Below are 14,196 nucleotides of genomic sequence, written 5' to 3' on the forward strand. Positions count from 1 at the left end.
GCCCGTGTCCGACGACCCGGACGCGGCGGCCTCCGGGTGGGCGGGTCAGGCGAGTGCGAGGGCGGGCGTGGCCGTCAGCGTCAGCGTGCGTACCTGGCAGGGGCCGGTCGTGGCCGCGGCCGTCAGTGGGTCGGCGGGATCGCCGGACACCGTCGCCGGTCCGCATCGCATGCCGAGGGCGTCGACGGTGATGCCGGCGATCTCCAGCGCCGTCGGCCCGGTCGGGGTGATCGTCCAGGGCAGCGTGGCGGTGCGGGCCAGTCCACACAGCGGGTTCGCGCCGCTCACGGTCGCCGTGGTGACGGTCGCGGTGGTGCCGTCCGCCGCGACGGTCCCGGTGAGCGCGAGCGAGCAGGTCACGGGTCCGGCGGGCGAGGTCACGGACAGTGTCGCCGGCGCCGTGAACTTTGCGTTCACCGCCGCGAAGCGTGGTGCGGTCGCCGGCGACTCCGGCAGCGGGGCGCCGGGTACCGGGGTGGCGCCGGGTGCTCCCGGACGGGCGGGAGGTGCGGGCGTGGCCGGTGTCGCCGGCCGCGCGGGCAGCCCCGAGACAGGGGTGGTGGGCACCGCGCCGGTGGCATACCCGATCGCCCAGGCGAGGACCTCGCTCACGTAGGGGAGCGACTGGTTGTAGCGGAGCACCGACGACACCCGGTGGACGGGGTTGAAGATGTCGCTGACACCGGCGCACAGGTAGCGGGCCGCGGAGTAGGTGGCGTCGAAGAGGTTGTTCGGATCGGCCTTGCCGTCGCCGTTGGCGTCGGCGCCCCAGGCCGCCCAGGTGCTGGGGATGAACTGCATCGGTCCCACGGCGCGGTCGTGGACCGGGTCCCCGTCGATCGCACCGTGGTCGGTGTCGGTGATGACGGCGTCGCCGGCGTTGGACCCGTCGAGCACGGGCCCGAGGATCGGCGTCAGGGTGGTGCCGGAGGAGTCGACGTTGCCGTTGCCGGCGTGGTTGCTCTCGATGCGCCCGATCCCGGCCAGCAGGTACCACGGCATCTTGCACCCGGGGTTCTCGCTGCCGATGCGGTCGGCGGCGAGCTTGTACGCGCGCATCGCGATCCCGGGGATGCCCAGCGGACCGGACGGCAGCGGCGGCGCGAGGACACGGGCCGCGGCCGCAGGTGCCGCCGCGACCGGGGTCGCGGGCCCGACGGGCGCGACGATGCGGGACGCGTGCTCGGCCACCGGTGCGATCCCGGCGGCGGGCACCGCGGCCGCGGCGCCGACCGGGACGGGCAGTCGCTGCGCACTCGACGTCGACGCCCCGAGCAGGACGATGCCGATGAGGAGACTCGCGAGCCCGGCGGTGAGGACGCGGCCCGACGTGTGCGCCGAGGCCTCACGCCACCGGGCTGCCGTCGCCTCCGACACCTGTCGCGCGCCGCGCCGCGCCGCGCCGATCGCCGACCGACCCCTGCCTCGACCGTTCATCACGTCAGCGCGCTCCTGTGACCGCTCGTCGCGCTTGTCGTCACGGCGCGGTGCGCGTGCGACTCACACTGTGGTGCTTCCCGATTCGGCACACCTCGACGACGCAATCACGTCACGGTGTACCGATCGACCGTCTTCCGCCGGCCCCGAGGCGGATTGTGACCCACGATACATATGGGGCCTCCGCGGTCGGTGCGTTTCGCGAGACGCTCAGGATCGACCGGAGCCCCGCGGGCGGTCGTCGGTGCCCTCGGGGTCACGCAGGGCGGTCCGCAGTTCGGTGAGGAGGTCGTCGAGCTCGCGGCGGAGGTAGTCGCGGGTGACGGTGTCGCCGACGGCGAGGCGCACCGCGGCCAGCTCGCGGGCGAGGAACTCGGTGTCGGCCTTGGTCTGCTCGGCCCGGGCACGGTCCTCGTCGATCGCGATGCGGTCGCGGGTCTCCTGCCGGTTCTGTGCGAGCAGGATGAGCGGTGCGGCGTAGGCGGCCTGCGTCGAGAACGCCAGGTTGAGCAGGATGAACGGATAGGGGTCCCATCGGATGCTCACCGCGGCCAGGTTCAGCGCGATCCACACGACCACGATGACCGTCTGGATCGCCAGATACCGACCGGTCCCCAGGAACCGCGCCAACTTCTCCGAGTAGACGCCGACCAGGTCGGAGTCGACGTGCAGACCGAACCCGCGACGACGGGTGCGGGGTGTGTCCAATCGACTCCGCGCGCGATCCGGGCTCATCGGTCGGCCCGTCCGTCGACGGCGGGCGCGACGGGTGCCCGCGCGGGCCGGTCACCGGGTTCGGTGTCCCGCCAGTCCTCGGGTAGCAGGTGGTCGAGCAGGTCGTCGACGGTCACCGCCCCCAGCAGGTGTCCTTCGGCGTCGACGACGGGACCGCAGACGAGGTTGTAGGTCGCGAAGTACCGCGTGACCTCCTCCAGCGTGTCCTCCGGGCCGAGGTGCGACAGATCCGTGTCGACGATGCCGCCGACCAGGTCGGCAGGGGGCTCGCGCAGCAGCTTCTGCAGGTGGACGCAGCCCAGGTACTTGCCCGTCGGCGTCGCCGTCGGCGGCCGGACGACGAAGGTGAGACTCGCCGACGCGGGCGTGAGGTCGGGGTTGCGCGCACGGGCGAGCGCCTCGGCGACGGTGGTGCTGGGGGTCACGACGGTGGGCTCGGGGGTCATCAGACCGCCCGCGGTGTCGGGGGAGAATGTGAGCAGGCGACGCACCGGGGCCGAGTCCTCGGGGTCCATCAACTGCAGGAGTGCTTCGGCCTCGAGGTCGGGCAGTTCGCCGAGGAGGTCCGCGGCGTCGTCGGGGTCCATCGCCTCGAGCAGGTCGGCGGCGCGGTCGACCTCCATGTGACCGATGAGGTCCGTCTGATCGTCGACCGGGAGTTCCTGCACGACGTCGGCGAGGCGCTCGTCGTCGAGGGCCGCCGCGATCTCCTGCCTGCGCTTGCTGGGCAACTCCCGCAGCGCGTTGGCCACGTCGGCGGCTCGCATCCCGTCGAACTGCGACAGTGCCTGCGACACAGCCTGTCCCGGCAACTGCAGGGCGCGGTGGTTGAGGCCCTGGACCGCAGGCCACTCGACGACGTGCGTACCCCCGCGGCGACGCAGTCGCGACCGGTGCGCCCGCACCGCCACGCGGCAGACCACCCAGTCGCGGGTACGGGTGCGTTCGATGGCCAGGTCGACGACGGTGACGTCCATGCCGGCGAGATCGGGGAGGTCGGGATCGTTCACGCGCACACGGGTGTCGAGGATCTGTCCGACCGCGAGGGCCTCACCGGGGCGCAGGTCGAGCCGCCGCAGGCTGACGGTACCGGTGGTCAGCGTGACCGATGTCGACTCGATCGACGTCACACGCAACATCGGGACGAAGATGCGGCGACGGGTGGTGAGCTCGACCGCGAGACCCAGCGCACGTGGCGGGGCGGAGTCGTGACGCAGCGACAGCACCAGGTCGCGGACACGGCCGATCGACTCCCCGTCGGGGCCGAGCACCGCGAGACCCACGAGCCGGGCCACGAACACCTTGCCCACCGTTGCCATGGCTGTAAGGGTAGTAGGGCGCTGCTGCCCGACCGGACCACTCCTTCCCGAGCGGCCTGTCGGGCACGCCAGGTGACACGACGGATCAGGACACGACGGGTGGGCACGGGAGGCGACGGTGACGAGCACGATCCCGCCCGACCCGCGGCTGCGGTCCCGCCGCACGGTCCTCGCCGTGCCCGGCAACTCCTCGCGGATGCTCGCCAAGGCCCGTGACAGCGATGCCGACGAGGTCTTCTGCGACCTCGAGGACGCCGTCGCGCCGTCGGAGAAGGAGGCCGCGCGTGCGGGCGTCGTCGCCGCGTTGAACACCGGTGGGTGGCGGCCCGGCCGTCGTGCGGTCCGGGTGAACGGGTGGGCGGGCCAGTGGACCCACGAAGACATCATCGCGGTCGTCACCGGCGCGGGTGCCCATCTCGACTCGATCATCCTCCCGAAGGTGCGGTCGGGTGCCGAGGTCGTGGCCGCGGCCTTGCTGCTCGACCAGCTGGAGATGCGGTGCGATCTCGCCCCGGGGTCGATCGCCCTGCAGGCGCAGATCGAGGATGCGTTGGCCCTGACGCGTGTCGACGAGATCGCTTCGGCCACACCCCGTCTCGAGGCGCTCGTGATCGGTCCCGCCGACATGGCCGCCGACCTCGGGATGCGCACCCTCACCACGGGGGAGCAGCCCGTCGGGTACGCCCTGGGTGACGCCCACCACCACGTGATGATGACGGTCCTGGTGGCCGCACGGGCCCACGGACTCGCGGCCGTCGACGGCCCCTACCTCGCGCTCGACAACCCGGATGGTCTCCGGCGCATAGCATCTGCCGCGGCAGCGCTCGGGTTCGACGGCAAGTGGGTGATCCATCCCGGTCAGATCGACACGGTCAACGAGGTGTTCACGCCGACGTCCGGGCAGCTCGACGCCGCGCGGTCGCTCCTCGACGCGCACGCCGCCGCCGCCGCCGACCCGGCCGGCGCGCGCGGGGCCGCCCGGCACGCGGGCGAGATGATCGACGAGGCGAGTGCGGCGATGGCGCGGTCGGTTCTCGCCCGCGCGGCGGCCGCGGGAACGGACATCGACCGCCCGACGTTCTCCTGACGAAGCAACGAGAAGAGGAAGACACCATGACGAACCCGCTCGGACCCCGCCAGGGACAAGGTCCCGGCCTGCCCACGCCGCCCTCGGGGTGGCCGATCGGCTCGTACGGCACCTACGCCGAGGCGCAGAAGGCCGTGGACTACCTGTCGGACCAGCACTTCCCGGTCCAGGGCGTCACCATCGTCGGCGTCGATCTCATGCAGGTCGAGCGCGTCACCGGCCGCCTCACCTGGGGGCGCGTCATCGGCGGCGGTATCGCGTCGGGCGCCTGGCTCGGCCTGTTCGTGGGTCTGCTGCTCAGCATCGTCACCGGGAATCTGTTGCCGTCCTTGGTCTTCGGCCTGGTGTTCGGTGCGCTGTTCGGGGTCATATCGGCCTCGCTCGCCTACGGCGCGACCCGAGGACAGCGCGACTTCGCGTCCACGATGCAGCTGGTCGCAGGTCGCTATGACGTGATCTGCGATCCCAAGACAGCGGAGCAGGCCCGCGACCTCTTGGCGCGCACCGCCATCTGATCACACGCTCGCCGCGGACGCCCGCAACGACCGACGCCCCGATCGGACACGCCCACGCATGGTCGTGTCGTGACTGTGACCAGGCGTTCCCTCGAGGGTGGGACGATCATCCCGAATGTGTTGCGAGTCACGAAACCGCCCCTATAACGTATCGCCTCAGGCATTCGATGGCGCACGCCGGACATCTCTGGTGTCGTGCACTGGCCGCTAGGAGGCGCACGTGGCGGGGAACGATGGCTCCGGCGGGGGATCCCGCTCGACCGGGGTGAACCGACCGACCCGGCGACGGTCCCGCCGTCGTCTCGCACTGGCCGCCATGGCGGCCGCGGTCGCCGTGCCGACGATCGCGGCCTGCGGTTCGGGGTACACGCAGGGCACCATCAACGTGTACACGCCGCCGGACAACGCGTCTCTCATCGACTCGGTCGGCAAGGACTGCACGGCCCGGTCGAACGGCGCGTATCGCGTTGTCACACACAAACTCCCGCGTAGCGCAGACGACCAACGACTGCAGCTCGCCCGTCGACTGGCCGGCAACGACGCCGGGATCGACATCCTCGGCATGGACGTCGTCTGGACAGCGGAGTTCGCCGACGCCGGATGGCTGGTCCCGGTCCCCGACGACATGGCCGGTTCCATCCGTGCCGAGTCGCTGCCGGGGCCGCTGCAGACGGCGGAGTGGAAGACCAAGGACGACAGCGCGAAGCGCCTCTACGCGATCCCGACCTGGACCAACACCCAGTTGCTCTGGTTCCGCCCGGACATCCTGAAGGAGTACCTCGGCCGGACGACGCCCCCCACCACGTGGGATCAGCTGTTGTCGGACAACGAGACGATCCGCAAGGCGTGGAAGGGTCCGGGGCCGGCGCCGAGCTACATCGAGGTCCAGGGTGCCCAGTACGAGGGCCTCATGGTCTGGTTCAACACGCTCCTGCAGAGCGCCGGCGGCGAGGTCGTCGACCCGGACGATCCGAGCAAGGTGACGCTCGACGACACCCCCGAGCACCGGGCCGCGACGGTGAAGGCGCTGCAGGTGATGCGCGCGATCGCCCGCGCGCCCGGCGCCGACCCGTCGCTGAGCAACGCCAAGGAGGACGACGGCCGTCGCACGATGGAGAACGGGCTCGCGACCTTCCAGGTCAACTACCCCTTCGTGTTCCCGTCGATGCGCAAGAACGCCGCCACCGGCGCGGTCCCGTTCTTCCCGGAGATGACCCAGTTCAAGTCGCTGTTCGCCGACGACGACAATCCTCCGAAGGACTCCAGCCTCGGTCGCGTGAACCAGGTGGTGCGCACGAAGTTCGATTTCGCCCGCTACCCCGCGATCCGGCCGAACGATCCCGCGAAGGTCACCGTCGGTGGTGTGAACTTCGCCGTCGCGGACACCTCGAAGCAGAAGGACCTGGCGTTCCAGGCCGCGGCGTGCCTCACCGACGCCAAGGCGCAGAACGTCTACTCGGTGCAGGGCGGTACGCCGCCGACCATCGCCTCGGTCTACGACGACCCTGCGTTCAAGGCCGTCTACCCGATGGGTGAGCTCATCCGCCAGCAGCTCCAGACGGATGCCTCCTCGACACGCCCGGCGTCCCCGGTGTACCAGGCGATCTCGACGCTGCTGACCGCCAAGCTCAGCCCGCCGGGAGGGCTCGACCCACAGACCGGCCCGGCCGTCCTCGCCGAGCAGGTCCGCAACGCAATCGACGGCAAGGGGCTGATCCCATGACGACTGCGAACCCAGGAGCGATGGGGGACCCGGGAGCGGTCGGGGACTCCGACGCGCTCGGCGGGACCGGTCGCCGCGGCCGTCACGCCGCACCGGAATCGGCGGCACCGCAGCAGGTACGGGCCGCCGACCCACAGGCGAAGAAGGCGTCGTCGGAGGGCAAGAAAGCCGACCGTCGACTCGGCCTGATGCTCATCGCGCCGGCCGTCGTGGTCATGCTCGTCGTGACCGGCTACCCGATCGTCTACTCGGTGTACCTCAGCCTCTTCAAGGCGAGCCTGTCGGCGCCGGGCAAGAACGAGTTCGTGTGGTTCTCGAACTACGTCACCGCGCTGAGCGACCAGTACTGGTGGACGGCCCTGGGGGTCACCCTGGGCATCACGGTCGTCTCGGTGGCGATCGAGTTCGTCCTCGGACTCGCGATCGCACTCGTCATGCACCGAACCCTGTTCGGCCGCGGCCTCATCCGCACCGTCGTGTTGATCCCCTACGGCATCGTCACCGTCGTCGCGGCACTGTCCTGGTACTACGCCTGGACCCCGGAGACCGGCTACCTCGCCAACCTGTTGCCCACTGGGTCCGCGCCGCTGACCCAGCAGTGGCCGTCGTTGGCGATCATCGTCCTCGCCGAGGTGTGGAAGACGACGCCGTTCATGGCGCTGCTGCTGCTCGCCGGTCTCGCCCTCGTCCCCGACGACCTCCTCAAGGCCGCCCAGGTCGACGGCGCCGGCGCGTGGACACGTCTGATCAAGATCACCATCCCGCTGATGAAGCCGGCGATCCTCGTCGCCCTACTCTTCCGCACGCTCGACGCGTTCCGCGTCTTCGACAACATCTACGTCCTCACCAAGGGTGCGAACAGCACCTACTCGGTGTCGATGTTGGGTTACGACAACCTGTTCAAGGCCTTCAACCTCGGTGTCGGATCCGCGATCAGCGTGCTCATCTTCATCGTCGTCGCGATCATCGCGTTCCTGTTCATCAAGGGCTTCGGTGCCTCGGCGCCCGGTGCCGACCAAGAGGGGCGGTAGTCACACCCATGAACGTCACCGCGGGACGCCGTGTCGGCTGGTCCGTCATCAACCTGCTCGTCATCCTCTACGCGCTGATCCCGGTGCTGTGGATCGTGAGCCTGTCCTTCAAACCGCAGGCGAAGGTCACCGACGGCAACTTCATCCCCACCTCGTTCTCGTTCGAGAACTACAAGAACATCTTCAAGACGAACGAGTTCACCTCGGCGTTGATCAACTCGATCGGCATCGGCCTCATCACCACCGTGATCGCCGTCGTGATCGGCGCGTTCGCGGCATACGCCGTGGCCCGCCTGGACTTCCCGGGCAAGCGGGTGTTCATCGGCGTCGTCCTGCTCGTCGCGATGTTCCCCCAGATCTCGCTCGTGACACCGCTGTTCAACATCGAGCGGTCGGTCGGACTGTTCGACACGTGGCCCGGTCTGATCCTCCCGTACATCACGTTCGCGCTCCCGCTGGCGGTCTACACGCTCCAGGCGTTCTTCCGCGAGATCCCCTGGGAGCTCGAGAAGGCCGCGAAGATGGACGGCGCGACACCCGCCCAGGCGTTCCGACGGGTCATCGCACCCCTCGCCGCGCCGGGCATCGTCACCGCGGCGATCCTCGTCTTCATCTTCGCCTGGAACGACCTGCTGCTCGCCCTGTCGTTGACGTCCACCGAACGGTCCATCACCGCGCCGGTGGCGATCACGAACTTCACCGGCAGCTCCCAGTTCGAGGACCCGACCGGATCCGTCGCCGCCGCCGCGGTGGTCATCACCATCCCGATCATCGTCTTCGTCCTCATTTTCCAACGTCGAATCGTTGCCGGTCTGACCTCCGGCGCTGTGAAGGGATAAACCCATGGCCGACATCGTTCTGGACAAGGTGAGCAAGCGATACGCCGACGGGTCCCTCGCGGTGAGCGAGGTGGACATCGAGATCGCCGACGGGGAGTTCATCATCCTGGTCGGGCCGTCGGGCTGCGGGAAGTCGACGACGCTCAACATGATCGCCGGCCTGGAGGACATCTCGGAGGGTGAGCTGCGCATCGGCGGCACACGCGTCAACGAGAAGGCACCGAAGGACCGCGACATCGCGATGGTGTTCCAGTCGTACGCGCTGTACCCGCACATGTCGGTGCGCGACAACATCGCGTTCCCGCTGAAGTTGGCGAAGATGTCGAAGGGTGAGGTCGACGCGAAGGTCGCCGAGGCGTCGAAGATCCTCGACCTCGACCAGTACCTCGACCGCAAGCCCGCCAACCTCTCCGGTGGTCAGCGGCAGCGTGTCGCCATGGGCCGCGCGATCGTCCGGTCGCCGCAGGCGTTCCTCATGGACGAGCCGCTGTCCAACCTCGACGCGAAGCTGCGTGTGCAGATGCGGTCGGAGATCTCGCGTCTGCAGCAGCGGTTGGGGACCACGACCGTCTACGTCACCCACGACCAGACCGAGGCGATGACCCTCGGCGACCGTGTCGTGGTGTTGCGCGGCGGGCACGTCCAGCAGATCGGCACCCCGCAGGAGTTGTACGCGCACCCGGCCAACCTGTTCGTCGCCGGCTTCATCGGGTCGCCCGCGATGAACTTCCTGCCCGGTCGCCTCACGGGGTCCGGTGTCGAGACGGCCATCGGGACCATCGCGGTGCCCGAGCACGATCGCGCCGTGCAGAAGGCGCAGTCGCTGCGCTCGACGGGGGACGTCCTCGTCGGCATCCGCCCCGAGCACTTCGAGGACGCGCGGCTCCTCGACGACTCCGCCCGTGCGCGCGGCGGGACGTTCACCGCCCACGTCGAGGTCCTGGAGTCGATGGGATCGGACTCCTACGCCTACTTCTCGGTCGGCGGTGATCGTGCATCGAGCGACGCCCTCGCCGAGCTGGCCGCGGACTCCGGCGCCGATCTGGGTGGCAACCAGTTCATCGCGCGGCTCTCGCCCGAGTCGTCGGTGGCGAAGGGGCAGGACGCCGAACTCTGGTACGACGCGGGCAAGGTCGCGCTCTTCGACCAGTCCTCGGGTCACAACCTGCTGGGCTGAGCGGGGGTCAGGGGCGTCGTCGGTCCGACGAGTCCCGGAGGTCGTCGATGATCGACTCGTCCCAGACGTGTCGGCGCACGAGGCGGTAGCGCTCGCACGCCAACCACATGTAGAGCTCGGCGTCGGTCGCCTCCGGGCGGATCTCCGCACGGCGGGCCATCCGCACCACGGGGAGGAACTCCTCGCCGAACCAGCGACGTGCCACCTCGTCGCGGCCGAGGTACTCGCCGACCTCCTGACTGAGTCGGAACCCCCACGCCTCGACGCTCTCCGCCAGCTCGGCGTAGTCGAACGGGTCCTCGACGGAGATCGCCTCGGCCTGCTTGCCGCGCAAAGGGACCCGCGACAGGAACAGTCGTCGGTGATCCTTCAGCGCCAGGTCGGACACCCCGCGGATCCCGTCGGGGGAGATGCGGGTGTGGATCTCGGTGACGTAGGCGTCGATGGTCTCGAGGTGCCGTGCGATCGCGATCGAGACGCGGTGGTGACCGTCGACCACGAAGTGCATCTCGCCGATCCGGTAGAGCACCACCGGCGGCATGGACTCGCCGCGGCGTTGTGCGGCCGCCAGTCGCTGCCAGCGCGCGCGGACGCGGGCCGAGGTGGGCCGGAACAACCGGTCGAAATCCCGCGTGCGGTCGACGCTTCCGACGATCGTCGACACCTCGACCACGACGAGGCCCAGTGCGGTCTCACCGGTCCGGCCGAGTGCGGCCACCACCTCGTCGAACGGCAGGACCGTGTTGACGTCGGCGGGTTGGCGCGTGAACCAGGCAGCCAGGCGCGCGAGTTCGGCGCGGCGCCGCTGCCTGCTGAAGTCGTTCTCGGCATCCGCGTCCGGGAAGCCGGTGTCACGCGCCATGTCGCCGCCGGGTGATCTCGATCCCGCCGCCCCCGGGTGCGATGTCGAACACGGTGTAGCCCACCGTGTTCACCGACACCGTGACGCCGTCGCGGTGGGCGGGGTCGAACGGGATGGCCAGGTCGGCCGGTCGGGTGCCGTAGGGGTGGACATGGCCGTGGACCAACGTCTGAGGGCGGAGGGCGCGGACGAGGTCGACGAGACATCCGAAGCCGCGGTGCGGCCCGTCGGGCCCGTCGCCGTATCCCTGCGCCGGACTGTGGGTGAGCAAGATGTCGACACCGCCGATCGGTCGCCCGCGCAGGCGGGCGATGCGGGCGGCGAGCGTCTCGCGTCGGTGCAGTGCGCGGGCGCGGCGTCGTTGGGCCTTCTCGCGATACTGGTTGGGGCCGTCGTTGTAGCGGATCGACCCGCCCAGACCGGCGATCCGCAGACCGGCGACCGACACCACCCGTCCGTCGGCGTTGACCCCGCCGCGGGGGCCCGGGTCGGCGGCGGGCAGCCCCGCCCGCGTCCACCCCGATCGGCCGCGTCGGAACCCGGACAGGTCCCGGTCGTGGTTGCCCGGGACGAAGACGCACGGTGCCCCACTTCGGGTGGCGAGGGTCTCGAGGTAGTCGAACGGCAGGTCACCCGCGCCGAGGACGAGGTCGGGGGCGATCTGTTCGGCGAGGCCGCACAGCAGTCCGTCGACGACCTCGTCGGCAACCGCGAGCACCCGCACCATGGGCGTCAGGGTACAACCGGGTCTGATTCACTGGACCCGATGAGCGAGTCAGTCGTCGACACCGTCGTGGCACATCTGGGTGCGGCGATCGGCACCGATCCCCAGCGCGCGTCGGTCACCTTCCTCGGCGTCGAGACGATCGACGTGCTGCGGTTCGCCGCCGCCGACGAGGTGGTCTTCGCCAGCGCCGGGTGCTCGCGGCACCCGATGACCGACCCGACCGACCTCGCCGCGGACCCGGTACGGGGGCCGCGTGCGGAGGTCGTGGTGCGGATGCGGTCCCGGGGAGACCTGTCGGGTCTGCATCGCGCGATCGCGGTCCTCGCCGCCGCTCCCGCCGTGGAGGGGATGGTCCTCGGTGTCGACGCGCTCGTGGACCTCTCGGAGCCGTTGTGGACCGGGTCGTCGTGCACGGCCGTCGTGCTGGAGGCCGACACCGTCCCGGACTGCCCGCTGCCCGACCCGATGTCGCCGGTGACGTTCCTGCGCGCCGTCCCGATCACCGCCAACGAGGCCGCGTGGGTGCGGCTGCGCGGCGTCGACGAGCTGCGGAAGGCCTGGCGCGAGGCCGGCATCGACGTCGCCGACCCGCATCGCGTCGCGGTGGAACCCGGCGCCTGACCGCCCTCTACAGCCAGTGGTTGCGCCGGAAGGTGCGCCACAGCCCGACGCACACCGCCGCGAGGAACACCAGCAGTACGTAATAGCTGTAGCGCCAATGGAGTTCGGGCATGTTGTCGAAGTTCATGCCGTAGATGCCCGCGAACATCGTCGGTACCGACGCGATCGCGACCCACGACGTGATCTTGCGCATGTCGGTGTTCTGCTGGATGCCGACCTTCGCCGACGCGGCGCCGAGCAACGACGTCAGCACCTCGTCGAACGTCGAGATGCGTTCCGACACCGTGATCTGGTGGTCGAGGACGTCCCGCAGATAGCGGCGGACCTCCTTGGGGCACAGGTCGTTCTCCGACGAGGTGAGCCGCTGCAACGGTGAGGTGAGCGGCCCCACCGCACGCTTGAGCTCGGTGATCTCCCGCTTCAGCAGGTACACCGGGTCGATGTCGACGCCGCCGGACGGGGCGAAGATGGCGCGCTCGAGCGCGTCGACGTCGTTCTCGACGGCAGCGGTCACGTCGAGATACGTGTCGACGACGTGGTCGGCGATGGCGTGCATCACCGCGTACGGCCCCAGGGCGAGGCGATCGGCCCGGGACTCGAGATCCCGGCGGACGCCCGCGAGGTGGGTGAAGTCGCCGTGGCGCACGGTGATGACGAAGTCGTGGCCGACGAAGATCATGATCTCGCCGGTCTCCACGACCTCCTTGGTGGTGGTGAGGGATTCGTGTTCGACGTATTTGACCGTCCGCAGCACGATGAACTGCGTGTCGTCGTAGCGCTCCAGTTTGGGCCGCTGGTGGGCGGCCACGGCGTCCTCGACCATCAGCTCGTGCAGGCCGAACGTCTGGGCGACATCGGCCATCTGCCGGTCGTCCGGGGCGTGCAGCCCCACCCAGACGAAACCCTCACCGGATGATCGGACCTGGTTGAGCGCACCGCTGTGCGTCCACTTGCCGGGGCGGCGACGACCGTCGACGTAGACCGCGCAGTCGACGACGGCCCGGGACGGCGGGATCGGGATCCGGGGACGCCCGGCGGGTGGTCCGCCCGCAGCGCGCAACGACGGCAACGACGGCATCTCCGACCTCCTCGTGAGCGGTGTGGCGTACGCGCGTCATCGTACGGCGCAGGAGAGACCGACCCCGTCGGCTAGCGTGGTCTCCCGTGATCCCGCTGCGCCGCCGTCGCCCTCGCCGGGCGGCGTGGGCGATTCTCACGGCCGTCGTCGTCGCGGTGTCCGCGTGCTCCACCAGCACCTCCGGGACACCGGCGCCGCTCGTCGTGGGCGCGACTCCCGGGGTGGCCGCGGCGGTGGTCGCCGACATCTATCGACAGGTCCTGCGGTCGGCCGGGGCGCCCGTCGCCGACGACACCGCTGTCGGCGACTACGGTCGCCTCCTCGACGGCCTCGACCAGGGTCGGGTCGCGCTGTTCGGCGCGTTCGACGGGGAACTGTTGTCGCGGCTGGCGCCGTCGTCGACGGCGACCTCGCCGGACGACGTCTACGTCGACCTCAACCGCGCGCTGCCGCAGGGCGCGTCGGTCGGCGACGCCACGACCGTCAGCGACCAGGTCCAGGTCGTGGTCGAGAAGTCTCTCGCCGAGACGACCGGGGTCGACGAGTTGTCGGAGTGCGGGCGTCTGCCCGTCGGGTTGTCGTTGGTGGGTGACCGTGACCTCGACCCGATGACCGCGTCGGCGCTGGCGGCGTCGGGGTGTCGATTCGCGCCCTATCAGCGTCTCGGGTCCGTCGCCGAGGTGATCGCTGCCGTCCGCGGCGGTCGAGCGGCGGGCCTCGTCTCGCCGCTCTCGGCTGCCGGCACCACCGCCGACCTCACCTCGCTCACCACGCCCGCGGAGGCCTCCGAGGACTCCGGTGCGGGACCCACGACCACCCCCCCGACCTCCCCCCGACCGGTGGATCCGACCGCCATCCGGGCGCAGATCCTGGTGCCCGTCTACGCATCCGGATCACTCACCCGCGACCAGGTCCGTGCGATGAACAAGGTCGCGGGCGAGTTGACCACCGCCGATCTCGCGACGATGGCCCAGCGTGTCTCGGAGCGCCAGGCGTCGCGGTCGGCCGTGGTGAGCGGCTGGCTCGCCGAACACGGGTTCTGACC

The 14,196-nt window shown here is 70.2% G+C and carries 14 protein-coding genes; 8 read left to right on the forward strand and 6 right to left on the reverse strand.

The annotated features are described in order from the left end of the window. Positions 1-45 precede the first annotated feature (45 nt). The 3 genes from ACXVUM_RS15575 to ACXVUM_RS15585 form a co-directional block, all read right to left on the reverse strand. Positions 46-1,437 (reverse strand): lytic murein transglycosylase, encoded by a 1,392-nt coding sequence (locus ACXVUM_RS15575; RefSeq protein WP_458522898.1) that lies wholly within the window; start codon positions 1,435-1,437, stop codon positions 46-48. A gap of 210 nt (positions 1,438-1,647) precedes the next feature. Further along, complete coding sequence (locus ACXVUM_RS15580) at positions 1,648-2,172, reverse strand: DUF1003 domain-containing protein (RefSeq protein WP_458522676.1); 525 nt, start codon at positions 2,170-2,172, stop codon at positions 1,648-1,650. Beyond that, positions 2,169-3,491 carry a magnesium transporter MgtE N-terminal domain-containing protein gene (locus tag ACXVUM_RS15585; RefSeq protein ID WP_458522677.1) on the reverse strand — a complete coding sequence of 441 codons (1,323 nt, stop codon included), beginning with the start codon at positions 3,489-3,491 and terminating at the stop codon, positions 2,169-2,171. The genes ACXVUM_RS15580 and ACXVUM_RS15585 overlap by 4 nt, the downstream gene beginning before the upstream one ends. 118 nt (positions 3,492-3,609) lie before the next feature. Between ACXVUM_RS15585 and ACXVUM_RS15590 the strand changes: the two genes are divergently transcribed. The 6 genes from ACXVUM_RS15590 (at position 3,610) to ACXVUM_RS15615 (ending at position 9,863) form a co-directional block, all read left to right on the forward strand. Further along, the gene (locus tag ACXVUM_RS15590; protein ID WP_458522678.1) at positions 3,610-4,578 is read left to right on the forward strand and encodes an HpcH/HpaI aldolase/citrate lyase family protein; all 969 of its coding nucleotides are present in this window, start codon (positions 3,610-3,612) and stop codon (positions 4,576-4,578) included. A gap of 26 nt (positions 4,579-4,604) precedes the next feature. Continuing rightward, complete coding sequence (locus tag ACXVUM_RS15595) at positions 4,605-5,093, forward strand: general stress protein (protein ID WP_458522679.1); 489 nt, start codon at positions 4,605-4,607, stop codon at positions 5,091-5,093. A gap of 220 nt (positions 5,094-5,313) precedes the next feature. After that, entirely contained in the window at positions 5,314-6,816 is a 1,503-nt protein-coding gene (locus ACXVUM_RS15600; protein WP_458522680.1) for an extracellular solute-binding protein, read from the forward strand. Continuing rightward, entirely contained in the window at positions 6,813-7,847 is a 1,035-nt protein-coding gene (locus tag ACXVUM_RS15605; RefSeq protein ID WP_458522681.1) for a carbohydrate ABC transporter permease, read from the forward strand. The genes ACXVUM_RS15600 and ACXVUM_RS15605 overlap by 4 nt, the downstream gene beginning before the upstream one ends. An 8-nt stretch (positions 7,848-7,855) precedes the next feature. After that, complete coding sequence (locus tag ACXVUM_RS15610; RefSeq protein ID WP_458522682.1) at positions 7,856-8,686, forward strand: carbohydrate ABC transporter permease; 831 nt, start codon at positions 7,856-7,858, stop codon at positions 8,684-8,686. 4 nt (positions 8,687-8,690) lie between these two features. Then, positions 8,691-9,863 carry an ABC transporter ATP-binding protein gene (locus ACXVUM_RS15615; RefSeq protein ID WP_458522683.1) on the forward strand — a complete coding sequence of 391 codons (1,173 nt, stop codon included), beginning with the start codon at positions 8,691-8,693 and terminating at the stop codon, positions 9,861-9,863. Positions 9,864-9,870: 7 nt separating this feature from the next. Here the strand turns inward: ACXVUM_RS15615 and ACXVUM_RS15620 are convergent, their stop codons facing one another. Together ACXVUM_RS15620 and ACXVUM_RS15625 are read right to left on the reverse strand one after the other, a co-directional pair. Then, positions 9,871-10,725 (reverse strand): chromosome partitioning protein ParB, encoded by an 855-nt coding sequence (locus ACXVUM_RS15620; protein ID WP_458522684.1) that lies wholly within the window; start codon positions 10,723-10,725, stop codon positions 9,871-9,873. Beyond that, entirely contained in the window at positions 10,715-11,452 is a 738-nt protein-coding gene (locus tag ACXVUM_RS15625) for a metallophosphoesterase family protein (RefSeq protein WP_458522685.1), read from the reverse strand. The genes ACXVUM_RS15620 and ACXVUM_RS15625 overlap by 11 nt, the downstream gene beginning before the upstream one ends. A 39-nt stretch (positions 11,453-11,491) precedes the next feature. Between ACXVUM_RS15625 and ACXVUM_RS15630 the strand changes: the two genes are divergently transcribed. Beyond that, the gene (locus ACXVUM_RS15630; RefSeq protein WP_458522686.1) at positions 11,492-12,073 is read left to right on the forward strand and encodes a suppressor of fused domain protein; all 582 of its coding nucleotides are present in this window, start codon (positions 11,492-11,494) and stop codon (positions 12,071-12,073) included. Between the two features lie 7 nt (positions 12,074-12,080). On the opposite strand, the gene ACXVUM_RS15635 is transcribed toward ACXVUM_RS15630, so the two are convergent. After that, positions 12,081-13,151, reverse strand: coding sequence for a magnesium and cobalt transport protein CorA (locus tag ACXVUM_RS15635; RefSeq protein ID WP_458522687.1), 1,071 nt, complete (start codon positions 13,149-13,151; stop codon positions 12,081-12,083). An 86-nt stretch (positions 13,152-13,237) separates the two neighbouring features. Here ACXVUM_RS15635 and ACXVUM_RS15640 point away from each other — a divergent pair, with 86 nt between their 5' ends. Then, entirely contained in the window at positions 13,238-14,194 is a 957-nt protein-coding gene (locus ACXVUM_RS15640) for a glycine betaine ABC transporter substrate-binding protein (protein WP_458522688.1), read from the forward strand. The last annotated feature ends 2 nt before the right edge of the window (positions 14,195-14,196 follow it).

The sequence above is a fragment of the Williamsia sp. SKLECPSW1 genome (assembly GCF_054332755.1).